The 25731-nt window shown below is 48.5% G+C and carries 26 protein-coding genes; 5 read left to right on the top strand and 21 right to left on the bottom strand.

What is annotated here, in order from left to right; translation table 11 throughout:
- The first annotated feature begins 85 nt into the window (after nucleotides 1-85).
- Nucleotides 86-988, top strand: coding sequence for a CorA family divalent cation transporter (locus JHJ32_RS13550; protein WP_200121301.1), 903 nt, complete (start codon nucleotides 86-88; stop codon nucleotides 986-988).
- A 90-nt stretch (nucleotides 989-1078) separates the two neighbouring features.
- Here the strand turns inward: JHJ32_RS13550 and tsaB are convergent, their stop codons facing one another.
- From tsaB to rpmH, 4 genes are all read right to left on the bottom strand, one after another.
- A complete protein-coding gene (gene tsaB / locus JHJ32_RS13545; protein WP_079717750.1) occupies nucleotides 1079-1780 on the bottom strand; it encodes a tRNA (adenosine(37)-N6)-threonylcarbamoyltransferase complex dimerization subunit type 1 TsaB in 702 nt (233 codons plus the stop codon).
- Nucleotides 1781-1838: 58 nt separating this feature from the next.
- Entirely contained in the window at nucleotides 1839-2093 is a 255-nt protein-coding gene (gene yidD / locus JHJ32_RS13540; RefSeq protein ID WP_079717749.1) for a membrane protein insertion efficiency factor YidD, read from the bottom strand.
- Entirely contained in the window at nucleotides 2080-2499 is a 420-nt protein-coding gene (locus JHJ32_RS13535; protein ID WP_079717748.1) for a ribonuclease P protein component, read from the bottom strand. Before JHJ32_RS13535 ends, yidD begins: the two co-directional genes overlap by 14 nt.
- Before the next feature lie 65 nt (nucleotides 2500-2564).
- Complete coding sequence (rpmH, locus tag JHJ32_RS13530; RefSeq protein ID WP_079717747.1) at nucleotides 2565-2723, bottom strand: 50S ribosomal protein L34; 159 nt, start codon at nucleotides 2721-2723, stop codon at nucleotides 2565-2567.
- Nucleotides 2724-2853: 130 nt separating this feature from the next.
- Between rpmH and JHJ32_RS13525 the strand changes: the two genes are divergently transcribed.
- Nucleotides 2854-3732: a ChaN family lipoprotein gene (locus JHJ32_RS13525; RefSeq protein ID WP_079717746.1), complete on the top strand. Its 879-nt coding sequence runs from the start codon at nucleotides 2854-2856 to the stop codon at nucleotides 3730-3732.
- A gap of 76 nt (nucleotides 3733-3808) precedes the next feature.
- Here JHJ32_RS13525 and mscL read toward each other — a convergent pair whose 3' ends face one another.
- A complete protein-coding gene (mscL, locus tag JHJ32_RS13520) occupies nucleotides 3809-4219 on the bottom strand; it encodes a large-conductance mechanosensitive channel protein MscL (protein ID WP_200121300.1) in 411 nt (136 codons plus the stop codon).
- Between the two features lie 288 nt (nucleotides 4220-4507).
- Between mscL and JHJ32_RS13515 the strand changes: the two genes are divergently transcribed.
- Nucleotides 4508-5149, top strand: coding sequence for a response regulator transcription factor (locus tag JHJ32_RS13515; RefSeq protein WP_079717744.1), 642 nt, complete (start codon nucleotides 4508-4510; stop codon nucleotides 5147-5149).
- A gap of 27 nt (nucleotides 5150-5176) precedes the next feature.
- Here JHJ32_RS13515 and JHJ32_RS13510 read toward each other — a convergent pair whose 3' ends face one another.
- The 16 genes from JHJ32_RS13510 to mraZ all read right to left on the bottom strand — a co-directional run bounded on the left by JHJ32_RS13510 (nucleotide 5177) and on the right by mraZ (nucleotide 24227).
- Nucleotides 5177-6286, bottom strand: coding sequence for a sugar phosphate isomerase/epimerase (locus JHJ32_RS13510; RefSeq protein WP_233632651.1), 1110 nt, complete (start codon nucleotides 6284-6286; stop codon nucleotides 5177-5179).
- A gap of 147 nt (nucleotides 6287-6433) precedes the next feature.
- On the bottom strand, nucleotides 6434-6619 hold the full coding sequence (locus tag JHJ32_RS13505) for a histone H1 (RefSeq protein ID WP_079717743.1): 186 nt from the start codon (nucleotides 6617-6619) through the stop codon (nucleotides 6434-6436).
- A 285-nt stretch (nucleotides 6620-6904) separates the two neighbouring features.
- Nucleotides 6905-8149: an aminotransferase class I/II-fold pyridoxal phosphate-dependent enzyme gene (locus tag JHJ32_RS13500; RefSeq protein WP_200121299.1), complete on the bottom strand. Its 1245-nt coding sequence runs from the start codon at nucleotides 8147-8149 to the stop codon at nucleotides 6905-6907.
- 209 nt (nucleotides 8150-8358) lie between these two features.
- Entirely contained in the window at nucleotides 8359-10065 is a 1707-nt protein-coding gene (ftsZ, locus tag JHJ32_RS13495) for a cell division protein FtsZ (RefSeq protein WP_079717742.1), read from the bottom strand.
- A gap of 139 nt (nucleotides 10066-10204) precedes the next feature.
- Entirely contained in the window at nucleotides 10205-11551 is a 1347-nt protein-coding gene (gene ftsA / locus JHJ32_RS13490; protein ID WP_079717741.1) for a cell division protein FtsA, read from the bottom strand.
- Between the two features lie 2 nt (nucleotides 11552-11553).
- A complete protein-coding gene (locus JHJ32_RS13485) occupies nucleotides 11554-12417 on the bottom strand; it encodes a cell division protein FtsQ/DivIB (RefSeq protein ID WP_200121298.1) in 864 nt (287 codons plus the stop codon).
- Nucleotides 12410-13765 carry a UDP-N-acetylmuramate--L-alanine ligase gene (gene murC, locus JHJ32_RS13480; protein WP_200121297.1) on the bottom strand — a complete coding sequence of 452 codons (1356 nt, stop codon included), beginning with the start codon at nucleotides 13763-13765 and terminating at the stop codon, nucleotides 12410-12412. Before murC ends, JHJ32_RS13485 begins: the two co-directional genes overlap by 8 nt.
- A 55-nt stretch (nucleotides 13766-13820) precedes the next feature.
- On the bottom strand, nucleotides 13821-14930 hold the full coding sequence (murG, locus tag JHJ32_RS13475; RefSeq protein WP_079717739.1) for an undecaprenyldiphospho-muramoylpentapeptide beta-N-acetylglucosaminyltransferase: 1110 nt from the start codon (nucleotides 14928-14930) through the stop codon (nucleotides 13821-13823).
- A 32-nt stretch (nucleotides 14931-14962) separates the two neighbouring features.
- Nucleotides 14963-16138, bottom strand: coding sequence for an FtsW/RodA/SpoVE family cell cycle protein (locus JHJ32_RS13470; RefSeq protein WP_079717738.1), 1176 nt, complete (start codon nucleotides 16136-16138; stop codon nucleotides 14963-14965).
- Nucleotides 16139-16187: 49 nt separating this feature from the next.
- The gene (murD, locus tag JHJ32_RS13465; RefSeq protein ID WP_079717737.1) at nucleotides 16188-17561 is read right to left on the bottom strand and encodes a UDP-N-acetylmuramoyl-L-alanine--D-glutamate ligase; all 1374 of its coding nucleotides are present in this window, start codon (nucleotides 17559-17561) and stop codon (nucleotides 16188-16190) included.
- A gap of 16 nt (nucleotides 17562-17577) precedes the next feature.
- Nucleotides 17578-18822, bottom strand: a complete 1245-nt coding sequence (mraY, locus tag JHJ32_RS13460; protein ID WP_079717736.1) for a phospho-N-acetylmuramoyl-pentapeptide-transferase — start codon at nucleotides 18820-18822, stop codon at nucleotides 17578-17580.
- Nucleotides 18823-18830: 8 nt separating this feature from the next.
- A complete protein-coding gene (locus tag JHJ32_RS13455; protein ID WP_079717735.1) occupies nucleotides 18831-20288 on the bottom strand; it encodes a UDP-N-acetylmuramoyl-L-alanyl-D-glutamate--2,6-diaminopimelate ligase in 1458 nt (485 codons plus the stop codon).
- The gene (locus JHJ32_RS13450) at nucleotides 20285-22378 is read right to left on the bottom strand and encodes a penicillin-binding protein (protein ID WP_079717734.1); all 2094 of its coding nucleotides are present in this window, start codon (nucleotides 22376-22378) and stop codon (nucleotides 20285-20287) included. Before JHJ32_RS13450 ends, JHJ32_RS13455 begins: the two co-directional genes overlap by 4 nt.
- Before the next feature lie 28 nt (nucleotides 22379-22406).
- The gene (locus JHJ32_RS13445; RefSeq protein WP_079717733.1) at nucleotides 22407-22814 is read right to left on the bottom strand and encodes an FtsL-like putative cell division protein; all 408 of its coding nucleotides are present in this window, start codon (nucleotides 22812-22814) and stop codon (nucleotides 22407-22409) included.
- 17 nt (nucleotides 22815-22831) lie between these two features.
- Entirely contained in the window at nucleotides 22832-23761 is a 930-nt protein-coding gene (gene rsmH, locus JHJ32_RS13440; protein WP_079717732.1) for a 16S rRNA (cytosine(1402)-N(4))-methyltransferase RsmH, read from the bottom strand.
- Nucleotides 23754-24227, bottom strand: coding sequence for a division/cell wall cluster transcriptional repressor MraZ (mraZ, locus tag JHJ32_RS13435; RefSeq protein ID WP_079717731.1), 474 nt, complete (start codon nucleotides 24225-24227; stop codon nucleotides 23754-23756). The genes rsmH and mraZ overlap by 8 nt, the downstream gene beginning before the upstream one ends.
- A 316-nt stretch (nucleotides 24228-24543) precedes the next feature.
- Between mraZ and JHJ32_RS13430 the strand changes: the two genes are divergently transcribed.
- Both JHJ32_RS13430 and JHJ32_RS13425 read left to right on the top strand, forming a co-directional pair.
- On the top strand, nucleotides 24544-24885 hold the full coding sequence (locus JHJ32_RS13430; protein ID WP_200121296.1) for a hypothetical protein: 342 nt from the start codon (nucleotides 24544-24546) through the stop codon (nucleotides 24883-24885).
- Between the two features lie 155 nt (nucleotides 24886-25040).
- Complete coding sequence (locus JHJ32_RS13425; protein ID WP_079717729.1) at nucleotides 25041-25724, top strand: response regulator; 684 nt, start codon at nucleotides 25041-25043, stop codon at nucleotides 25722-25724.
- The last annotated feature ends 7 nt before the right edge of the window (nucleotides 25725-25731 follow it).

The following is a 25731-nucleotide window of genomic DNA, read 5'->3' as shown; positions in this document are numbered from 1 at the left end:
AAAAAAGGATTTTTGTCAGAAAAAATAACATAAAACCAAAGTTTTTTTTAGACATTCGGTCATCGCATTTAAATGATAAAGGCTCATGATACAGCTACTGGCATCCAAAAGCACGAATGGCTTCGACTGGGTTGATTTATCGGCACCGAGCGATGCGGACATCAGGCAGGTAGCCGACCAATATGCGCTGCACGAGGCGTCCATTAAAGACTGCATGCAACCGGACCATTTGCCCAAATACGAACTATTCGACCATTATACGTTTATCATCTTCAGGGTTTTTTCGCCTGACCAGGGTGATGAGGCAGACACCATCCAGGAGCTGACCAATAAGATTACCATATTTTTCACAGGCGATTACCTCGTCACCGTGCACCGTGCCGAATACAATTTAATTGACACCGTCAAAACTAATCGTATCAATACAGGCAAGTGCACCACGACGCAGCATCTACTCCAGGCATTGATCAGGGAATCGATTCTGACCTTTGAGCGACCGGCATGGCAGCTGTCCGAATCTTTGGATTATTACGAGGAACAAGTGTTTCTGAAACAACCGGAATCGCCGATACTCCGGAATCTGTATTACGTAAAACGCCAGATCGATGTTATCAGAAGGTTGATGCTGCTTTCCTATGAAATCGTTGACAGTATCGATTCAGTGGAGCAAAGCAATGCGTATACCCGTGACCTTCGTGATCTTTACATCCGTACACAGACTATTTTCGACAACCTCTCCGAAAATACCGGCCAGCTATTATCCGTTTATTTTTCGATATCGTCAAAACGCACCAACGAGATAATGCGCGTATTGACTATTTTTTCAGTCTTCTTCATGCCGCTTACCTTCATCGTGGGTGTCTATGGAATGAATTTCAAATTTATGCCTGAGCTCGGATGGCATTACGGTTATCCGGTTACCATAGCGCTTATGGTGGGCATTTCCGCCGGCATCTATTTTTGGTTCAAACGGAAGGGCTGGTTGTGAAGTTTTTGTTTTCGATGCCATACCGGCATTTCTTTTTAGCTCGCCGCCGCGCCCAGTGGCCCACCGGATCGCCTTGGGCACTTAGGCCGCTCACCGTTGTTTCGGCGTAGTCGCCACAAAGTCCTTAAGGTAGTAGGGCTCGAAATAAGCAACGTCTTCAAACTGCTTGTCCAGCAACGCCTGGTATGCGCAGCCACTTAAGTAACGTGCCGAATTCCTGAAATGCGGAATCACAGCCACCCGTTCGTTGGCTGCAAACAGCTCCTGAAACTTGTCCGCACCATTCCCAAAGAGAAGGACCCGCTGGCCGACGGGCAATTCGCTGAACGAATGGGTATCGATAATGATGGCGGCGGCGGATTTCAGCGGTTTAAGCCGGTGGTCGTACATCCCTGTATACACCTCCATGCGGCGTGCGTCGACCATCGGGCACAGCCACGCCTTTGGCTCAATCTCTTCCGCATGCTTGGCTGCAAAGCCGGCAGCCATGCCCGCCAAGGTGTCCACGCCGATCAATGGGAGATCCGTTGCATAACACAGCCCTTTCGCAGCGGAAACACCGATGCGTAAACCGGTATAGGACCCCGGCCCTTTACTGACGGCAATTGCCGATAAATCTGCGAACGTCAGACCGGCCTCGCGTAACAACGCTTCTACCAGCAACGTCAGCTGCGACGCATGCACGTTGGGTTCGTCGATATCGCGGAACGCTATCGTGGTCCCATCTCTTGACAGGGCCACCGAGCATACCTGTGTAGCCGTTTCGATTTGCAGAATAAAATGCGTTGGCATATGGCGGCGAAGTTAGTGATTTTTTGTTAATCGGTCATGGGTAGGCGGTGGTCCGGGATTAAGGAACGGGGTCGTGGCCATGCCCTCCCCAAGGATGGCAACGGGCTATCCGTTTGATGGCAAGCCATCCACCTTTAAACGGCCCGTACCTCCGTATCGCTTCTACGGCATACTGCGAGCAAGTAGGGCTATAACGGCATGAAGCACCCAGCATGGGCGACAACAATAGCTGATAGGCTTTAATCAGCACCAAAAAAACGCTTCCAAGTGCTGCCTTGATCATCTTTTCCCAAATGAAACTAACCACGCTCATGACTATCCGGTATATTCCCTTCCGAGAGATGCGCATCCCGAAGTTTCGCCAACGCATCAGCCATCCGCACATGCATCATCGGATAGTCCAGCAACGTTTTACCCACATACTGGATGGCTACAGCCAACCCGTAGGGTTGCTTTTCGAGCGATGGATACAGCAACTGCCCCTTCTGCAGGCGATAAGCCTCCCGCATCCGGCGTTTCAACAGGTTTCGATGCACAGCACGGGAAAAACGGCGTTTTGAAACGGACAACACCACCTGGACCTTGGGGGCCAGCCCCGTCACCCGTATAAACACCACACGGTAAGGATAAATAAAAAAAGAAGAACCATTGTGGAAAAGGCTATCAATCAACCTTTTGCTACACAACCGTTCTTCTTTTGGAAATTGATATGTTTTCATGCTCGATGGCTTACGCGAAACCGGCTGAAGGCTCCGGACGCAAGCGGTCACCGGCAATATCGTGATTAGGCTTTATGGCGGCCTTCGTCCGATACGGTCAGGCGTTTCCTTCCTTTTGCACGCCTTGCGGCTAACACACGGCGACCGTTAGCGCTGCTCATGCGCTCTCTGAATCCATGCTTATTCCTTCTTTTCCGTAGCGACGGCTGAAATGTTCTCTTCATGACGCTTAATATCTATTTTTGTTTATATCCCAAAACGAGAGCGCAAATGTACGGGTTAATAGGATAAATATCAAATTTATCCCACATTTTTTTCCGCTTACCGATCTGTAAAAACCCGTATATTCGCATCATGACAAAAAGGATACTTTGCTGCTTATTGGGTCTGTTCCCGTTAGCTGCCGCAGCCATGCAGCCGGACAGCATCCGCTACCGGATATACGACACACAGGAAAAACGGGAAATCGGATTGCAGGATTTGGCGTCGGCAATCCAACGCGCCGACGTGGTATTCTTCGGTGAAGAGCACAATGATTCGATTGCCCATGTGTTGCAGTATGAACTGCTGGTTGCGCTGAACGAACGATACGCCGGCGTCGCACTTTCCATGGAAATGTTTGTGAGCGATGATCAATTGGTATTGGATGAGTACCTCTCGGGACTCATCACCGAACGCAACCTGCGTAAAGATGCCGTACTATGGAACAATTACGATGATTACCGCCCCATGGTGGAGTATGCAAAGGACCACCACCTGCCTGTCCTGGCGGCAAATGCACCCAGCCGTTACACCAACAGGGTGACCCGCGAGGGACTGGAGAGCTTGTCAGCGCTGGATAAAGCCGCCCGGGCTTTGCTTGCCCCTCTTCCAGTAGATACGCTAACCGGCGCCTATTACCAGAAATTTGCCGGCCTCTTGGGCGGACATGAAGGGATGGGGAACTCAAAAATATATCAAAGCCAAAACCTCTGGGATGCGACCATGGCTTACCGGATCAGCAAAATGGCAAAAAAGAAGTCCGTAAAGAAAATCCTGCACCTTAATGGCCGCTTTCACAGCGACGAGCGGTTAGGAACAGTCGCCCACTTAACGAAATATGCGCCAAAGCTTGCGGTTTTAAACATCTCCTGCTTCCCCCATGAAAGCATCGACCAGCCGGACTGGTCTTCTTTTAGCCATTTGGGCGATTTTGTCATTCTTACCGATCCGGCGGTAGCTAAGACGTTTTGACCCGCAGTGAAAAGCGAGGATTACGGCGATAAGCGATAAGTGTGCAGAAACGCACACCTATCGTGGTTGTTCATCATTATTGCTTTGCCTTCAGCAAATCCCTGATCTCGGTCAACAACAATTCTTCCTTAGTGGGTGCGGGTGGTGCAGCAGGCGCTTCTTCCTTTTTGCGTTTCAGCGAATTGATACCCTTGATAACCATGAAAATACAAAATGCGATGATGATAAATTCAATGACAATATTGATGAAGTTACCAAAATTGATGGCCGTTTCCGCCACCCCGTTGGCTTCGTCCGCCGGCTGGATAACGTATTTCATTTCGGAAAAATCTATTCCTCCGGTTAAGAATCCGATCGGGGGCATGATAATGTCATTCACCAAGGATGTGACAATTTTACCGAAAGCACCACCGATGATTACACCGACTGCAAGGTCTACCACGCTTCCCCGCATGGCAAACTCTTTGAATTCTTTCAACATTCCCATAAATTAAAAGGTTAATTTGTTTTTGTTTTTTCTGAACCCTAAAATGGATATTTTTGGCAAGTAATCAAATTTTTTTTTCATTCATAAATAGCCAAGGCGATAGCATTGCCCTAAAATTAACCATCCAGCATATATTTTTGCTGCTTACGCATTAAATTTAACCTCAGAGATTGATGTATATTAACATTTTAACTTTATATTTGCGATTGTTCGCAACGAAGACATCCTTGCTTATGAAATGACCAAGCGTCATCCGTGTGGCGCCTCTATGACAAACTTTAAATTCACATGACAGAGATATTAATAGCAGATGATCACGGTATCGTTAGGCTGGGCACGTCGATAGTGGTAAAAGAAACCTTGCCCTTAGCAAAAGTCACGCAAGCGGAAGACTTTGACGAAATGATCAAGTTATTATCGGAAAAACAATTCGAACTCCTACTCTTGGACATCAATATGCCAGGAGGGAACAACATAAAGATGGTCGAAAAAGTGTTGACTGTACAGCCAAATATCAAAATCCTGGTCTTTTCATCATACGATGAAACGCTCTACGCGCTGCGTTACCTGCAGGCGGGCGCGGCTGGCTACCTCAACAAAAACACATCGAAAGCCGATTTAAAGGAAGCCTTGCTTGCGGTCATCCAACGTGGCAAGTACATGAGCCCGGAAGTGAGAGAATTATATTACAACACATTGACCATGGGAAAATCTGTCTTGAAGGCAGACAATCCGCTGAATAAACTTTCCAACAGGGAAGTGGATGTAGCCAAGTACTTAGTACAGGGGCTGGGCATCATGGAAGTATCGAAGGCGCTCAGCCTGAGTACGTCAACGGTAAGCACCTACAAAACCCGGATTTTCGAGAAATTACAGGTCGACAACATCGCCGAACTGATCGAGAAATTCCGGTTGCATTCTGGTGTTTAGCCACCCGGGGCGCCCAGCTACCGGATATTATTGCAGCTGGTCGATTGTCTTTACCGGCACATCGTGCGTCCTGCTGGCTACTAAAGGCTTGGCGTTACGATAAGCATAACCAACTGATTCATCCAACGCCCAGAGCATTGGCGACAGAAACCTGACGGTCGCCTGATATCCCTGTATGATAGCCTGCAAATTGCCGGTGTCTTTGGAATTCCGTGCTTCGTTTTCGATTTCGTATGGCCCGTCAAAACCTTTTTCGGCAAGCAACTCCACAAATGCCCGCCAGTCCATGCTATCGGATCCCCCAAAACCGGGCAGCATGGCTTCATAATGGTGCCGATCCCAATCGTTTGAAGGAACCGCCACCCCCGCTTTATCTGCCAGTGCCTGCTCCACAGCCTGCATGGGATACATGCCACCCCAATCGATCCGGGCCTTGGTTTTTAGGTTACGCGTGGTCTTTACATGGATACGGTGAATCCTGGAGATGTCACTCTGTGCAATAACGTCCACGGGGTCTGTATGCTGCCAAATGTCATGTGAAGGGTCATATATTTCGCCGTGCGCTTTGCTCGGAATCAGGGCGTACATCAACTTTCGAGCCGCCAGCACACCGGGCAAATTATTGAAAGTCGTTGTAAAAGACGCCGGCCGCCACCCTTCCATGGGGCAATTTTCGTACAAGATGGTCACCCCCATATCTTCGGCGTACTTAACAATGGGCTCAAACACCCGCTTATATTCATCAAGGTTCTTTTGAAAACCATATTCAGCGACACCGAGCTCATGGTTATATCCGACAAATGTACCCACCTTTATATCGTTTTCGTCGCCTCCGAGCAGATGTGCAATCCGAATCAACTTAAGCAAGTGATTTTGGTTTTTAATCCGTTCCACCGGGTTTCCGCCGATCATGTTTTCGAAAGCGCCCAGCGAGAGCCTTAGTCCGGCCGCGTTGAAATCGTCGATTAACCGCTTGGCTGTATCCAAGGTAAAAAGATCATAATCCAAATGAGTCGCTACATGGTCCTGCCGTGTACCGTCACGCCGGAAAACACACAAGTCAATTCCCTGGACGCCCAACTGCGGAGCGGTTTCAATAAGCTCCGCCAACGACAATTGGTCGAAGGCTGAACTCATGACCCAAATCGGATTATTTAATTTACGAGCCATCATCATATTGTTTGCAGCGATAATACAAAAAAAGTAGCGATCGGAAAATACCAAAATAAAAAAGCCCTGACATCTCAGGGCTTGAAAGCACTAATGCATATCAAAAAAGTACGCTTACTTTGCGTTTTTCGCATCCTGGATCTCCAAGCGAATTTCTTGAGCCAGGTTTTTAACTTCTTGCAAGCCTTTTCTCACGCGAGTCCCGGCCGCGTTGTTGCCTTTATTGAAGAATTTGTCAGCATCCCCTTCCAGCCCGTCGATTAAGCTCTTAAGCTCATTAAATTTCTGAATACTTGCCATAATAAATACTCCTTTAAGTTTGAATTTAATTAAGTTAATAATCTACAGTGCGTTAAAAGTAGAATCTTTTTTTGGAAAAAAAAACAATAAAACATGCAAAACAGGCTGTAAATGCACTTTTTTTTCCACATCTCACGAAACAACAGCTATATGTTCCGCGCAAACAAATCACAAACTACTGATATACAGCAAATTACAACTAAATCACCTATCAACAAAATAAAGAGCCCGAGCCGGCTTTTTTAGCGTGTTATAGCCCACTGGTCGCTATTTTCGATGCTACGCCTATTCCGATGGCAAGGAAACCGTCTGTTTGTAATTGCCGGTCTGTAATTTTTCGCTAACTGCGGTGAACGCTTCCAACGTATAGTTGACATCCTCCAGCGTATGCATCGCGGTAGGGATAAGCCGCAACTCGATTAACCCTTTGGGGATAACAGGGTATACAACAATGGAGCAAAATATGCCATGCGTTTCGCGCAGATCCCGGGTAAGCGCCGTAGCTTCGTTGAGATCACCCTTAAGGAACACGGGTGTGACCATGGTATTGGTCGTCCCGATGTCAAACCCTCGCTCACGTAATCCATTCTGCAACGTGCGGGCCACATTCCACAGCCTTTCCCTGAGTTCGGGACTATTTTTCAATAGCTCAAAGCGTTTTTTCAACCCGATAACCATGGGCATAGGCAGCGATTTGGCAAACGTCTGGGAGCGCATATTATAGCGCAGGTAGGTGACCACTTCCTTCGTTGAGGCCACAAATGCGCCGATACCGGCCATGGATTTAGCGAAGGTCCCGAAATAGATATCAATATCGTCAATGCAGTCCTGCTCTTCATGCGTACCTGCGCCCGTCGGCCCCATGGTACCGAAGCCGTGAGCATCATCAACGAGCATCCTGAAACCGTACAGCTTTTTTAAGGCAGCGATTTCTTTCAATTGCCCTTGGATGCCGGACATGCCGAACACACCTTCGGTGATTAACAACACTGAACCGCCATTGGCGCGCGCCAATTTGGTCGCCCGTATCAACTGTTTTTCACAGCTTTCGATATCGTTATGCCGATAGACGAATCGCTTGCCCATATGCAAGCGCACACCGTCTACAATACAAGCATGGGATTCCGCATCATAGACCACCACATCATTACGGTCTAATAGTGCGTCGATGATGGAAACCATTCCTTGATACCCATAATTGAGCAAAAAAGCATCTTCTTTGCCGACAAAGGTGGCGAGATCCTGTTCCAGTTCTTCATGATACGAGCTATTTCCGGACATCATCCGGGCTCCCATGGGATAGGCCATGCCAAAGTCAGCGGCGGCTTTCGCATCCACTTCCCGGACTTCGGGATGATTGGCTAACCCTAAATAATTATTGAGACTCCAAACGAGATGCTCCTTCCCATTAAATAGCATACGGGGCGCGATATCGCCTTCAAGTTTAGGAAATGAAAAATAGCCGTGTGACCACTCATAGTGCTGGCCAATTGGCCCGAAATTTTTCGCAATTTTATCAAATAAGTCCAATACCTGTCTATTAATAAATTGTACAAAAATTGTTGCAAAGATAAACTTTAAATCAAAAGCTGCCAACTTGCTCTGGTTATTTGCCGCGTCTGGCAGCGTGTTTTGTCTGTGCAGGGTTACATCGCATCTATACAAAAAAACTGTTTGGCTTGATTCTGCTAAATCCTCACCAAACAGTTGTACGTATTATATAGGCAGACGAAAATGCGTTAATCTACATTATCGTGCAGAAATGAATTGTTTGGTCTGATTTCAGTGATGCCCTCCTCGGTAGATAGCGTAAACCGCGACACCTGCGATTCGGATGAGTGCGGTACATCATCCAATGCCAGTTGTTTGCGCCGATATGCGGGCTCGGATTCCAGTTCTTGCAGGCCATTGGCCGACTTCAATTTCAAACTCAGTTGTTTCAGCCGGAAAATCCGATCTTTGACCGTCAACAGTTCTTTCTCTACCTCTTCCGGTGTCCTATGGTCGTTGGCTTGATAACCTTGTTCCGGGGATCTCGCCACATTATCCAGTTTTTCTTTATACGCCTCCGGCTCGGGGTCCGGCTCACGGATTTCGTCGTTCCTGGTCGGCAGTTCGAAGTGGAACGGCGAAGGGGTCACTTTCACTTCAAATCCATCCGCTGCCTGTTCGTCTTCATTGGCCTGCTCATTCTGGGGAGTCAGCGTATGACGAATGATGCCGTCTTTATCCGGTGTGCTGTTCCGCAATTGAGGTTTCGAAGAAGAAGGCGAAGGCGCGCTGAACAAGTCTACCTGCTGCGTCACCGGCCGTATCGTGGGCTCTTCGGTCACAGCGGGCTTGGCGGCTACAGGCGCCGGATCCGCGACTCCTTTATCTTTTTGCACAAACTGATTAATTGGCTTGACATAAGGAGCCTTCGGCTCTTCAGGAGTCAGCGGTATTTCAATCCGCTCATTTTCTTTCTCTTTCTTGCGCTCCTCGGAAGTCTGAAATCCGGTGGCAATAATGGTTACGGACAATTCATTTTCCAGTGATTCATTAATACAATTGCCCCAAATCAAGTCAGCGGATAAACCAGCCTTTTCCTGGATGTAATCGGTGATAATGGTCACTTCATCCATCGTCACCTCTTGTTTGCCCGATGTGATATTAAGCAATATATAACGTGCACCCTCAATCTCATTATCTTTGAGCAACGGCGAAGCAAGCGCCCCCTCTACCGCGCGTAGTGCGCGTTGTTCGCCTTCTGCCACCGCATTGCCCATGATCGCAACACCGCTGTCATTCATTACGGTGCGTACGTCCTTGAAATCCACATTGACATAACCGGGTATCGTAATGATCTCGGCTATACCCTTGGCCGCGGTGGTGAGGATATCGTCAGCCTTGGCAAAAGCCGCCGTCATGGTCAGGTTGCCAAAGATATCGCGAAGGCGATCATTCGAAATCACCAAATACGAGTCTACGTATTTCTTTAATTCGCCCAACCCTTCTTCGGCCTGCATCCGCCGTCTTTTGCCTTCAAAAGCAAACGGCGTGGTCACAATGGCCACGGTAAGAATGCCCAACTCCTTTGCAGCCTTAGCCAGCACCGGGCTTGCACCGGTTCCCGTGCCGCCTCCCATCCCGGCAGTGATAAACAGCATCTTGGTATTCGAGCCCAACATGCGTTTGATATCTTCAATGCTCTCAATGGCCGAATTTTCACCTACCGTCGGGTCTGCACCTGCCCCCATGCCTTCGGTAAGGCTTGCACCCAACTGTACTTTATTAGGAATCGGGCTTAATTCGAGTGCCTGCGCATCCGTGTTGCACACGATGAAATCCACGCCACTGATACCTTGCTTATACATGTGGTTGACAGCATTACCACCACCACCACCTACGCCAATTACCTTGATAATTGCCGATTGTTCCTTTAACATTTCAAACTTAAAAGACATATCTCAATCGTATTTTGCTCCAACTGAGCGTGATACAAAAACCATTTCGACCCGCTAATCGTAGTGTAATAATAGCACTTTTTACACAATAGTTTTCCACAACTGTTAACAATGTGGAAAAAACAGCTGTTGTTGAAAACTATTTCTTGCCCAAGTAGGTTTCATCGTCAATTTCATTGCCATCTTTGATGATGTCTTTGAACCATTTGAAGAAACCTTTTTCTTTGTAACCCTTCTCGGTAATGTCTTTTACTGATAGCGGAGCGCTTGTTTTTTCGTTCATTTCGGCCTGTTCCTCTTCCGCTTGGATGCCCTTGATCAGCAAGCCGATACCGGTGGCATATAACGGGCTTTTCAATTCATCGTAGATGTTCTTTGGAAGCACTTCGTTTTTGGCTAAGTGTTCGTTGGGGAATCCCACCCGGCAATCGATACCGGTGATGTATTCAACCAACTGTACCAAATGCTTCAATTGGGCCCCGCCGCCAGTAATTACAATACCGCCGATTAGTTTATTTTCATAACCTGAGGATTTGATCTCATAATATACATGTTCGATAATCTCTTCCATCCTCGCCTGGATGATGTAAGCAAGATTCTTAACCGAGATTTCCTTGGGCTCACGCCCTCGCAGCCCGGGCACACAGATGACTTCGTTTTCCTTGTTTTCATCGGCAAGGGCTGAACCGAAACGGATTTTCAGCAATTCAGCTTGGTTGCGCAGTACTGAGCAGCCTTGTTTGATATCTTCCGTGACAATATTGCCTCCCAGCGGGATAACTGCCGTATGTCGGATAATCCCTTCGTGGAAGATGGCTACGTCGGTGGTTCCGCCGCCGATATCGACAAGCACCACCCCCGCGTCTTTGTCGGCTTCGTCAAGCACCGCTTCTGAGGATGCCAAAGGCTCAAGGATGAGATCCTGCACTTCCAATGACGCATTATCGATGCACTTTTTGATGTTTTTGACGGCGCTTACATGACCTGAAATGATATGGAAGTTGGCTTCCATCCGCCGTCCCGCCATCCCGATAGGGTCTTTGATGCCCGGTTCGTTATCAATCGTGAATTCCTGCGGAAGGACATGGATAATTTCCTCGCCCGGAGGAAGCACAAGTTTATACATGTCTTCGATGAGCCGTTCGATATCCAGTCGGCTGATTTCATTGTCGTCTTTTCGTGTCAGGATACCCCGGTGCTGGATGCTTTTGATGTGCTGGCCAGCTATTCCGACATTGACAACCTTGATATCCACGTTGGATTGCGCACTGGCTTCTTCGACCGCCTGCATGATGCTATTCACCGTCTTCTGGATGTTAGCCACTACGCCCCTGCTTACTCCCGATGATTCGGCTTTACCTACCCCAAGAATCTCTATTTTTTTGGCACCACTCCGTCTCCCCACGGTAACACATATTTTCGTAGTTCCGATATCAAGCCCCACGACGATAGGCGAGTCTCTTTCTGTTGTTATTTTTGTCTTCATAACTATTGTGTATTGATGCTATTTGTTGTATGATGATATGTAGAATCCTGCGTGACCATTAAATCTTCGGGTTTGAACCGCTCGTCTCGTTCGCAAACAATCTGACCGGCAAATTTCAGGTTCACCGACTTATAGGCCTCGATGCCTGTCTTCGGCACAATCTTTTTATAAAACAGCATGAGTTTTTCGAACTTGCGATCGAGCGAATCGGCGTTGCCCAATATAATCTGCTGGCTCCCCACTCGTGGCACCAATTCGATATCCTGATATTCGTTGACATACAACTGCACGACTTGGCTGCTCCATACGCTATCTGCACGGATAAACTGCGCGGTTTTGAAAATGTCTTTTACCAGTTGGCTCTCGATGGTGTCAAGCGTGCCGTTGTACGGCTCAGTGATGTACCCGTTTACGACAGGCACACGCGGCACATATTTCAGCGACACGGGCATTTTATGCCCCTGACTGTCGATATAAAAGTCAAGCCCCTTATTATTGATTACACGTACCACCGCTTCCCGTTGCACGATCCGTACGGTAAGCAGCCCGTCCATATCAATGGTTACCATGGCCGAAAACACAAAGGGGATCTGACGCAAATCCTTTTCCATTTCATGGGTCGGGAGCGCTTCCAACGTACGGCCCTGAAGCTCGCCATACTTCTCCACAAGCATGGCGACGATGTCTTTCTGTTCGACAAACGACTCATCGCCCAGCACCACGACATGCACATCCGTGCAAGCTTGCTCACTGCTCTTTTTGTTGATAAAACCCATGAGCGTGACGAGCCCCGTCAGTGCTATGAGCGCTACCACACTATACAGCAGCCGCTGCCAAAAAATCCGGTTTGACAACTGTTTAAACATGTTCCAAAATCGACTTCAACGGTTTCACCAACAAATCAATATCGCCCGCGCCCATGGTCACCAACAGCTCGGGACGATGCGCACGTACATAATCCTTTACGTCGTCTGCACTGACAATACGCTTATCTTCCGACACCACCTTGCCGAGCAACATCGGTGCATCCACCCCATCTATGGGAAGTTCCCGCGCAGGATAAATATCCATCAGCAACAACGTATCAGCCATGGCCAATACCGCAGCAAATTCATCGGCAAAATCGCGGGTACGGGTATACAAGTGCGGCTGAAAGACCGCCGTAAGTTTCTTGGTGGGATAAAGCTGTTTCACGGCAGACAGAAACGCCCGCAGCTCTTCGGGATGATGGGCATAGTCGTCGATGTATACGCTATGGTCCGCTTTTACAATGTATTCAAAACGGCGTTTCACACCGGCGAATGAAGACAACGCACGCCGGATATCAGCTGCCGCAATGCCCAGTTGCCGGGCGATGGTAATGGCAGCCACGGCATTTTCAATGTTGTGTTTTCCGGGCACGCCAAGGTGCAGGCCGCCCATCCTTCCTCCACTCCAGACATAATCAAAGAAGAACGCACCGTCTACGATATGGATATTTTCGGCATAAACATCGGCAGGACCGTCTGCCGCATAGCGGATCGTTGCTTCAAACGGCAACCCTGCTTTCACGATGGCAGTACCGCCTGCCTGCAATTGGTGCAGGAATAAATTGAAGGACTCCTCAAGGTGTGCCTTATCCCCGTAAATGTCAAGGTGGTCCGCATCAGCCGAAGTCACTACCGCCACATCGGGATGTAATGTCAAGAAAGACCTGTCATACTCATCTGCTTCTACGACGACCACATCATTTTCCGAAAAAAGTACGTTGCTGTTGTAATTGGTGCTGATCCCCCCCAGGAATGCCGAACAATCATAGCCGCTATCCTTAAGCAGGTGGGCAACAAGTGTGGATGTAGTGGTCTTGCCGTGCGTTCCGGCCACGGCAATAGTAAACCTGCTCCGGCTGATAAACCCGAGTACCTGCGAACGTTTATACAACGTATGGCCAAGCCGCTGAAACTGGTTAAGAATATCCAATCCACCAGGCACCGCCGGTGTATAAATGATAAGTGTATGTTCGCCTGCGGTCTTAAACGCATCAGCGACCAAATCGAAATCATCCAAATAAATCACCGGGATACCTTCAGCACCCAATTGCACAGTCAATGCCGTTTCCGTTTTATCATAACCTGCCACCAAGCATCCCAAATGACGGAAATAACGCGCCAGGGCGCTCATGCCGATACCGCCAACCCCGATAAGATATACCTGCTTGATGTTATCTATGTTCATGTTATTTTAGTATTGTTTAGCGACCACTTGATTCGTTCGCTGCTCATGTCATGCTTCATTCCCCTGCCAGTTTCAACACTTCCCTGGCTATAATTTCATCTGCGTCCCATATGGCCAGTTTACCGATATTTGCTCGCAACACCTTGATGCGCTTCTCATCGTCGAGCAACGCCAATGCGGTATCCACCAACTTTTGGGGAGCCTCCATATCGCTCACCATTAAAGCGGCATCCTTGTCGACCAAGGCCATTGCGTTCTTTGTCTGATGATCTTCAGCAACATTAGGCGACGGTACCAGAATAGCGGGCTTACCTACTGCGCACAATTCGGCAATGGTACCGGCTCCAGCTCTGGCGATAATGACATCTGCCGCCGCATAAGCAAGATCCATCCGGTGGAGAAAAGCCGTCAGCTTCACGCCTTCATGGCCATTGCCGAGCGCTTCGCGAAGTTCATCATAGTAATAGCCGCCGCATTGCCAAATAAGCTGTACATCTGCGGCTGCCAACCTATCCAATCCGTCGCGCATGCACGTATTTAATGTACGCGCCCCCAAGCTTCCGCCCGTCAATAAGATGGTTTTTTTATGCGGCGAGAGACTCAGCAATTCCGCCGCTTCAAACCGTTTATTCCGGATATCCACTGACTCGCGCCGAATGGGATTTCCGGTCAGCAGGATCTTTGACTTCGGAAAAAACCTATCCATGCCTTCAAATGCGACGCATATCTTATCCACTTTCGCACCCAGGCGCTTATTAGTAATACCAGCGTATGAATTCTGCTCTTGAATCAGGCAAGGGATACCCATTTGCACAGCCGTATGCAGCAACGGACCAGATGCATATCCGCCTACCCCCACGGCGACGTCGGGTTTGAAATCATGGAGAATCTGCCGGGCTTTACGGATGCTTTTGTACAACTTAAACGGCAAGATTAGGTTTTTCCAGAACGACTTCCTATTGATTCCCTGAATATCCAAGCCGATGATCTCATATCCTGCAGCCGGCACCTTGTCCATCTCCATCTTGCCCTCGGCTCCTACAAACAGCAGTTCGGTGTCGGGCGCCAAACGTTTCAGCGCATTAGCAATCGCTATAGCCGGAAAGATATGCCCTCCCGTGCCGCCTCCGCTGATGATGATCCGTTTTGTCTTGATACCCGCCATAATGCTGTTTGATTAATGATGTTGGCCGTGCGTTATTCCATGACTGGAATCTCGCCAACAATGACCTTTTTATTTCGTTCTGCGACTACTTTTCCCTTCATCTCATCAATATTCCGACTCACACTTAATATAATACCGAAAGCTACACTAGTAAACAAGATAGACGTTCCGCCCATACTTACAAGCGGCAACGGGATACCGGTCACGGGACCGAGACCTACCGCAACCGCCATGTTTCCAAGTGCCTGCAAAGTAAGGCTGAAGCCCAGGCCCGCTGCAAGCAGCGCTCCGAACGCCTTGGGACTGAGGGTCACAATACGGATACATCGAAACATGAGCGCCACATACAAACAAACCAGCACAACGCCGCCAATAGTACCGTATTCCTCGACGATAATGGCAAAAATGAAATCCGAATAAGGGTGCGGCAGTACATTGCGCTGCGTGCTGTTGCCCGGCCCTTTTCCAAACAATCCACCCGAAGCGATGGCAATCTTGGCATGATCGGACTGGAAAGACTTATCGTCATCAGCAGCTTCGCCACTTAGATAGGTTTCGACACGCGACATATAGGTCTGCCGGCGCGGCCCGAGGGCCACAATCAAAATGAGCAGCACAAAAACTCCCGAACACACGTAAAAAATCTGCTTGATACTGATTCGGCCGATGATCAATAACAATACACTTACGCCAAACAGCAACAGCGCCGTTGAGAGGTTCGCAGGCGCTATAAGCGCGAAGATTAAGCAAACGGCCCCCATAATGGGCAAAAACGCTTTCTTCACGTCCTTGATATTTTCTTGCTTGCGCGTCAGCGTCCGCGCAAGGAAAGTAATCAATGCCAGTTTCGCCAAATCGGAGGTCTGAAACGTCTGATTGATAACCGGAATCGTCACCCATCGATTGGCCTCATTGATGGTATTCCCAAAGATCAAGGTATACAACAACAACGGGATGGTAATCGCCATCAAAATCTTTGAGATCCCAGCGTACCACCGGTAGTCCAGCAAATGCGAAATGTACATCAACGCAAAGCCGCCGAAAATAAGCAGTGTATGCTTGATAAGGTATACTTCCGTACCCTTGCCTTCTTTATAGGCCAACGTACCCACCGAACTGTACACCGCAAGCAACGACCATACGGACAATACGATAATGATAATCCATAGCCATCGGTCACCCTTTAATTTTGAAAATGCTTGTTCCATTTCTTAACCCTATTAATTTGGTATCGTTTCACCGATCACCGGTTACTGATCACAAATCCATCACGGCTTCTTTAAACTGATTGCCACGGTCTTCAAAATTCTTGAACCAGTCAAAGCTTGCACAAGCGGGCGAGAGCAGTACGGTATCGCCCTTTTGTGCCAGATGCGAAGCGATTTCCACCGCATCGCGCATGCTGGAGCTATTTACGATAATCCGTGCATCATCTTCCAGCGAATCGTATATCCGTGAGTTGTCTTTCCCAATACACACAATTGCCCGAACCTTGGTCCGCACCAAATCCCGCAGCATTTCATAATCGTTGCCCTTATCCACGCCACCCATAATCAACACGATCTGTGGAGCCAGGCTTTCCAGCGCATACCACACGGCATTGACGTTGGTCGCCTTGGAATCATTAATGTAGTTGACACCCGCGATACAGGCCACGAACTCCAGGCGGTGTGGGATATTTTTGAACGACCCCATGCTCTCCTTCATCGAAGCGTTGCGGAGTTCCTGTACTTTGGCTACCAAACCGGAAGCCATGTTGTTGTAAATGTTGTGTTTACCCTGAAGGGAAAGTTCATTAATATCCATTGTAAATAGTTCTTGTTGTGGTACGTTAATCACTAATTCGTTTTTCTCATCCAAGTAAGCCCCTGGCACGACCTTTTCGGTAAGGCTGAACGGCAACGTCATTGCCGCGGGTTGGTGGCGTTCCAGTCCGGCTTTGGTAATCGGATCATCCAGGCAGTAGATAAAGTGGTCTTCGGGCCGTTGGTTGCGGATAATACGGAACTTGGAATCCACGTAGTTTTCCAGCTTGTGATCATACCGATCCAGGTGATCCGGTGTGATGTTCAGCAGCACGGCGATATCCGCCCGGAAGTGTTCCATATCGTCCAGCATAAAGCTACTCAACTCCAAGACGTAATAATCATATTGCTCGTTGGCGACCTGCAAAGCAAAACTACGCCCGATATTGCCCGCCAAGCCGACGTTGAGCCCACCTTGCCGGAGGATATGCCAGGTAAGCATCGTGGTCGTCGATTTGCCATTCGAACCGGTAATGCATATCAGCTTGGCATCCGTATATTGAGCGGCGAATTCTATCTCCGCTATCACGGGTATCCCCCTGTCCTTAAGCTGCTGTACGATCGGCGCGGTGTTGGGTATACCTGGGCTTTTAATGACCAAGTCCGCCGCCAGTATTTGCGCTTCGCTGTGCTGGCCTTCCTCATAAGCCAGCTGCGCCTCCTCCAATTGTTTTTTATATTGGTCGGCAATGCGCCCGACATCAGACACCCACACATCAAAGCCCTTCTTTTGGGCCAATACAGCCGTTCCAACACCGCTTTCCCCGGCACCGAGTACCACGAGTTTGCCCTGTTGCGGATAATGATATGCAGGTATAATTGCCATTGACTTGTTTCTGTTTTTACCTTACTTTCAATGTCACAATCGTTAAAATCGCCAAGATAACGCCCACAATCCAAAACCGCGTAACGATTTTCGCTTCGTGGTATCCTTTTTTCTGATAGTGGTGGTGCAAAGGCGACATCTTGAAAATCCGCCGTCCTTCCCCGTATTTCCGTTTGGTATACTTAAAGTAAGAAACCTGCAGGATGACCGAGACAAGCTCGATAAGGAATACACCACAGAGAATAGGAATCAACAATTCCTTCCGGATAAGTACGGCGAATGCCGCAATAATCCCCCCGATTGTCAAACTGCCCGTATCGCCCATGAATACTTGCGCAGGGTATGAGTTATACCACAGGAATCCCGTGCATGCACCTACAAAAGCTCCGGCAAAAATCACCAGCTCACCCGAATTGGGTATATACATGATATTCAGGTAATCTGAAAAAATCACGTTGCCCGACACATATGCCAAAATGGCCAGTGTACCACCAATGGTAGCCGACGTGCCCGTAGCGAGCCCATCGATACCATCGGTGATATTGGCGCCGTTGGATACGGCGGTTACAATAAAAACAACAAATACTAAAAAAACGATAAAGGTAACTGTAGGGCCATTGAGGTTGAATATACTAAGCACTTTGGCGTAGTCAAATTCGTTATTTTTGTAAAAAGGGATATTTGTTTTCGTCGATTTGACGCCCCTCGTATAAAATTTTCGACCTGTGTCTTCCTGCACCTGTACCTGCACCTCGCTGTTGGGTGTTGGATTTGCGACTTTTTCACGAACGACAATATCGGGGTGGAAATGCATGGTGCAGGCTATAATTGCACCCAATCCAACCTGACCGACGATTTTGAACCGTCCGGCCAAGCCTTCTTTATTTTTCCGGAATACCTTGATGTAATCGTCCACGAAACCAATTGTCCCCATCCATACTGTCGTGACCAGCATCAGAATAACATAGATGTTTTCCAATTTGGCAAACAATAAGGTGGGCAACATAATGCCGGCGATGATAATCAACCCGCCCATCGTGGGTGTACCCTGCTTTTGCTTTTCGCCTTCCAACCCGAGATCCCGGATAGTCTCCCCGACCTGCCTGGCTCGCAAAATGCGAATCAGCCGACTGCCGTAACCGGTAGTGACCACCAACGACACAATAACCGCCATAGCCGTACGGAACGAGATATACTGGAATAATCCCGATCCGGGAATGTGTGTATGTTCTTCTATCCAAGTAAATAAATAATATAACATATCGCGTGTTATTGTTCGTTAAACGCACCGACTAAAACCGCCTTATCATCAAAGTCATAGCGTTGCCCCTTAATTTCCTGATATTTTTCGTGCCCCTTGCCCGCGACCAATACGATATCGCCGGGTTGGGCCAGATGGCACGCCGCGCGTATCGCTTCGCGGCGGTCAGCAATGGAAAAAACGTTGCGTTTTTTGTCTTGGGGGATACCGCTTTCCATATCCTGGATGATCTGCATAGGGTCCTCCGTGCGCGGATTGTCCGATGTGATAACCACTTTATCACTGTACTTCACCGCGACAGCTGCCATCACCGGCCGCTTTGCTTTGTCCCTGTCGCCACCGCACCCGAGCACGGTGATGATATGTACCTTGTTCTTGCGCAAATCCCCGATGGTCTCCAGCACGTTCTGTACCGCATCCGGCGTGTGCGCGTAGTCCACAATGCCAATAACCCCGTTTTTGGAAATGGTGGTATCAAACCGGCCTTCCGCCCCGGTAATGTTACTAAGTGCGGTAAGTATTTTCATCGTCTCCTGTTCCAGCAGTATGGCCGCTCCATATACGGCCAAGATGTTGTAGGCATTGAAATTACCGACCAACTTCACCCATACCTCCTGACCATCGAGATAAAGCAGCATGCCGTCAAAGTGGCTTTCGATTACCTTAGCCTTGAAATCGGCCATGTGTTTAAGCCCGTACGTCTTTTTATGCGCAAACGTATTTTGGAGCATCACCGCGCCATGTTTGTCGTCAGCATTGGAAAGCGCAAAAGCAAACCGATCAAGGCCGTCAAAAAACGTCTTTTTGGCCTTAATATACTCGTCAAATGTCTTGTGGAAATCCAGGTGATCGTGCGTAATGTTGGAAAAGATTCCTCCGGCAAAATTTAACCCGGCTATCCGCTGCTGTACAATTGCATGCGAGCTTACTTCCATAAAGCAATAGTCGCATCCGGCGTCGACCATCTCATGCAAAAGTTTGTTCAAGGCCAACGGATCCGGCGTGGTATGCGTTGCAGCTACCACGCGGTCGCCTACAAGATTATGTACAGTGGAAAGCAACCCCACCTCGTATCCCAGTTTACGGAACAGTTTATAAAGTAAGGTGACTATCGTGGTTTTCCCATTGGTACCGGTTACCCCCACAAGGCGCAATTTCCTGGAAGGATTTCCAAAATAATTGGATGCCGAAACGCCCAGTGCAAAAGCGCTATCATCGACCTGCACATAGGTAATATCGTCCTTTGTTATTTCGGGCAATTGTTCGCAGAGCACTACGGTCGCCCCTTGGTTTATGGCCGCATCAATATACTGATGTCCATCCGTATGCAGCCCTGCGACCGCCACAAACATACCATTGGGCATCACCTTGCGTGAATCAAAATTCAGGTCAGAAACGGCCACGTTTAAATTACCGATGACCTGACGCACCGGAATTCCATGAAGTATGTCTTTCAGCTCAATCATTTCAGCTCAATCAATACCGATGCGCCCATCTTTACTTTTTGCCCCGCGGGCAACGATTGCGCGATTACTTTTCCCTTACCTTTTACCTTGGTTCGATAGCCCGAGTTTTCAAGGGCATAGAGGGCATCGATAAGCCCCATACCTGTGACATCCGGCACGATTCCCTCCTTAATCTCTTCATCCGAAAACGAAATACCTTTCACCGTATCGATATGCTGCATTGGCTCCGCAGACGCATAGGTGGTCTTGACTCCCAGTGCATTGAAGACGCGCAATGTAGCGGCTTTTGATCCCTTAAGCGAGGGAGGAGGTTCGGTATTTCCCACGAACCGCATCCGTTCGAAATCCTGATGCAGGTTGAGATCATTTGCATAAACCATATCTGCCAGTTCACGGAATACCGGCCCGGCTATGGAGGCCCCATAATATCCATTGCGCGGATTCCGAATGACAACAATCATGGAATATTTCGGGTTGTCTGCCGGGAAGTAACCTGCAAACGACGACTGGTACCGGCGATTGGCATATCCGGCAGCGCCATCGGCCATCTGTGCAGTACCGGTTTTTCCGGCAGTGGCAAATTGCGGATTGCGCAACCGCTTGCCCGTGCCTTCAACCATGACACCTTCCAGCATGGCGCGCAGTTTGCCAATTGTTTGCTCGGACGCTATCCGTTCTTCAATGACCCGCGTTTCAAACCGTTCAACCGTATTGCCCAGGTGCCGGATTTCCTTCACAAACAGCGGAGCCACCATCTTGCCATTGTTGGCAACGGCATTATACAACGTAAGCATCTGCAGCGGTGTCATCTTCAACTCATATCCGTACGCCATCTGTGGCAATGACAGCCCGCTCCAGCTCTTACTGCTGGGTGTTTTGATCAACGGATTGCCCTCTCCGGGAATTTGCAAACCAAGTGGCTCGTTGAGGTGCAACGCGTGCAGGCGCTTGGTAAATGCTGCCGGATTTTCCCGGTAATGTGTATTGATAATTTTCGTGATGGCTACGTTGGAAGAAACCTCGAAAGCTTTCTTCACCGTCACCGTACCGTATGCATGGGTGTCCCTGATGGTATGGCGGTGTACCTGATACGTACCGTTGCCGGTTTCTATGACCGTGTTCGTGTCTATCTTTCCATCCTCCAATGCCACGAGGTATGAAGCCAGCTTGAACGTCGAGCCCGGCTCGGCACTTTGTGCAATGGCATAATTGAATTTTTCGCGGTAGACGCCGTCTGCATCTTTCGTAAAATTGGCTACGGCCCGAATTTCGCCTGTCGCCACCTCCATCAGTATCACACAACCATTGTCCGCATTACTGGCGATGAGCTGTTTTTCCAATGCCCGCTGGGCCATGTCCTGCATGTTGACGTCAATGGTCGATATGATGTCTGCACCATCCACCGGTGCGACTTCAATTTCGCGATTTACCGGCATCCATACACCACCGGCAATGCGTTGAACCAAACGCTTGCCGCTCTTACCGTCAATATATTCGCCATAGGCGCCCTCCAGACCCACGTGCACATTTTCCGCAGGTATCTTATATCCGATCGTCCGCGCGGCCAGATTCGTAAATGGAAGTATCCGCTTGTTCTTACGCTCGGCTATCAACCCCCCTTTATATTTGCCGAGGTTAAAAATCGGAAACTCCATGATTTGTTTTAACGCTTGATGACCGACATTGCGTTTGAGCAAGTAATACCGATTTTTGCGCTTGCGTGCCTCCTTGAGCAAACGTGAATATTGGGCTGAAGATTTATCGTTAAAAAATGCGGAAAGCTTAGCAGCCAATGAATCCACTTTGGAGTAAAACACCTCATCTGATTCAATACCCGGAGCCAGCAAATCCATCCGCAAATCATATTCCGGTATAGACGTAGCCAATAAGCTGCCATCGTTTGAGAAAATATTGCCCCGCACGGCTTCAACATCCACATAACGCGTGGAAAGGCTATCGGCCATCTCCCGCCACTCAGCCCCTTCTACATATTGCAGATGAAAAAGCTTGGCCAACACCGCTATCGCAATAAGGACAATCAGCCCAAAAGACAAATATACCCTAAGCAGTATGTCGGTCCTGATGTTCATGCCACGTATATTATATTAAATACTTTTTCTATTTTTTTGATTTTACAACGACTATTTTTTTTGGCGGTTCTGTCCGCTCTTTCAAGCCAATGCTATCGGCCCGTTTGGCAATTTCCGTTTGGGTCGTCAGCTTCATCAGATCCGCCGAAAGCGATTTGTAATCCCAGTTCATTTCTTTCACTTCACGGCCCAAGCGATCAATTTCCCGAACGGTGCGTTCCGCATAATGCCGGTTGGCGATGTAAATGATCGCCAGTAGCCCAACGAATGCGATAAAAGGGATATAACCGACAAACGCCGAAGATGAAAACCGATCGGAAGCAAAGAGCGACTGAAAAAAGGTACGCGTGGCGTCCGCCTTTTCCTCCACAGTTTCCTGTAATTCGGCCTGCTGTTCATCACTCAACGGCTGCTGTTTGTACGCATTTCTTACCATAGTCAATTCATCTGAAATCAGCTGTCTAAAGTCCGGAACTCATTAACTTTTTCCGCCACCCTTAATTTTGCACTTCGTGCCCGATTATTGCGGCTTACCTCTTCTTCACTTGCGGTAAACGCTTTGCGGCTGATAACCTTGAACGGTTTAATCTCATTGCCAAAAAAATCCTTATCGACCTCACCCCTGAATTTCCCCTTCGCCATAAAGTTCTTCACCAACCGGTCTTCCAGCGAGTGGTATGACATGACCGCCAGCCGCCCACCCGGTTTTAAGACGGATACGCTCTGTTGAAGGAACTCCTGTAACGCATCCAATTCCTTATTGACCTCAATACGCAATGCCTGGAACAACTGAGCATAGTATTTATGCTCCTTGCCGCGGGGCACCACAACTTTTACAACCGTCTTCAATTCGCCAACTGTACGGATTGGCTGCGTAATACGCGCCGTAGCGATGACCTTCGCGAGCGTCCGTGCGTTCTGCAATTCGCCATACATGCCAAAAATACGATGCAGTTCGGCTTCCGGATAGGCATTGAGCACCTGCTTGGCGTCCAATTCGCCTGTCTGGTCCATACGCATGTCCAGCTCCGCGTCAAACCGCGTCGAGAAGCCTCGCGCTGCATCGTCAAACTGATGCGAGGACACGCCTAAATCGGCCAAGATACCGTCTACCTCCTTCACGCCATGAAGCCGCAGGTTGTTTTTTAAAAATCTAAAATTCTGATGGATAAGCACAAACCGCTCATCATCTATGACGTTTCGCAACGCATCGGGGTCCTGATCAAAAGCAAACAACCGCCCCTTTTCCTTCAGGTGTTTTAACAACTCCCTGGAATGTCCCCCGCCCCCAAAAGTCACATCCACATAAATCCCTTCAGGCTTAATCGCCAATGCATCCATGCATTCGCGCAACATCACCGGCACGTGGTATGCGTCATTCATCGTCATCGTCAGCCAAGTTATCATCCCCCATTACTGCTTCTGCCAGTTCGGCGAAGTCATCATCCTCACCATCCTCCCACAACTTATCATACGCTTCTTTAGACCATACCTCAATCTTACTAAACTGACACAGGAGTTTGACATCCGTCTCAATACCTCCGTATTCAAGCAAGGATTTGGGCAGCAGCAAGCGCCCTGCCGAATCGAGCGTTAATTCAGTGGCACCCCGGGTAAAATCGCGAATAAACTTCCTGTTCCTTGCCACATATTGATTTAACTTGGCCAGCTTACGCGTAATCTTATCCCACTCACTCCTTGGGTAAAGCACGAGGTTTTTCTCGAAACCACGACTGACAACAAGCCCATCACGCTCGACATCAACTATTTGTCTCTTGAGCGCGGCGGGAAGAACCATCCTTCCCTTTGCATCCAGCTTGCAATCAAATTCGCCAATCAAATGCCCCATAAATACACTTCACCCATAATCAGATGTAAAAGTAGGCATTTGCTCCACTTTCTCCCACTTTTCCCCACAAAAAAGTTTTCCACATTTAGTTTCAGTGAGTTCCGGCTGCCCACCAACCAATTTTACCCGCATGACGAAGGCAGTAGAGGTTGTAGTGGATCGCCTACAAAACAAAAAATAGCCGCGAGGTTTGTCGATATTACGGGTGTTTTATCGGCATCTTTGCGCTGTTAAATACCTGTCTACGACTATGCGCTTAGCGATTATAAAACTGATGGCCTTCATTCTATTCCCGTTTTTGTCTTGCGATAAAAACATGGAGTTGTTCCCTTGGCAGTGCGACTGTGACATCGACGTCATACGGCTTTCCAAGCCAAGTTCAGTCACGTACCGAGTTTTTGCCCAAGAGGGGGCCACGGTATCATCCATTACCTACCGGACGAGCTCCGGCTTGATGACCGCACAGAACCCGGAGCTTCCGTTTAGCACCACGGTCCATTTAGACAAGGACCAACCCATGGCCCTTACCGCAAAGGGCAATCCAAAGGAAGGCAGTATCGTACTGACGTATGAGGTACAGGAGCATGGCGAGGCACCAGGCCTCCTGAGCAGCAGCGTTTCTAAAGTATGGATACTGAAGGACGGCGTTTGCGAATAACCGACACACCCACCATTAAACCACTTAATTACAAGCGACTTACAACAATGTAGCCATATTCCTACAGCAAATTACGTACAACCTGCATACTTTAGTTGCAACATTTAGATAAGCATCGAAACTGAATAATAACGTAGGATAACCGGATTAACCCCATGAAAAGAAAAAAAATACTTATCGTAGAAGATCAACTTATCATCACCATGGATCTGGAGTACATGCTGGAAGAATTAGGCTACCAAGTATGCGGCGTCTCTACAACCTACGAAGATGCGATAGCAGCCATTAAAAGCAGCCAGCCGGATCTTATCCTGGTTGACATTATTCTCTCCGGCGAAAAAACGGGAATCGATCTTGCCCACAAAATCAACAGCACATTCCATATACCATTTATTTTCCTTACTTCGCATGCCGATCGCAGTACGATCGAGGCTGCCAAATCCACCAGGCCGGCGGGGTACATTGTCAAACCGTTCAACCGGAATGATGTATACGCAGCCATTGAAATTGCGTTCAACAACATCGAGGCGCATGACGAAAGCGCCAACATTTTTCTTCCCGACGGGAAACACAAGACTAAAATCCACATAGACGAAATGATCTACGCGCACGCCGAGGGGAACTATACGACGTTTATCACAACCAATCGAAAAATCGTACTCCGCAAGTGCCTCAAAGAAGTTTCCGAAACGATCTTGAACAACAAGAAGTTTGTGCGGATACACAAATCATACTTAGTCAACAGAGATGCCATCCGTGCGCGTAGCGCGTCCAATATCCTGCTAAACAACGGGGAAAACGTCCCATTGGGCAGAGCTTACGCCGGATGTTTATGCTAATCGGCGC

Source organism: Parapedobacter sp. ISTM3, from assembly GCF_016533505.1.
GTDB classification, from domain to species: domain Bacteria; phylum Bacteroidota; class Bacteroidia; order Sphingobacteriales; family Sphingobacteriaceae; genus Parapedobacter; species Parapedobacter luteus.
Note: the sequence above shows the minus strand (reverse complement) of the source record. Positions and strands in the feature narration are given on the sequence as shown.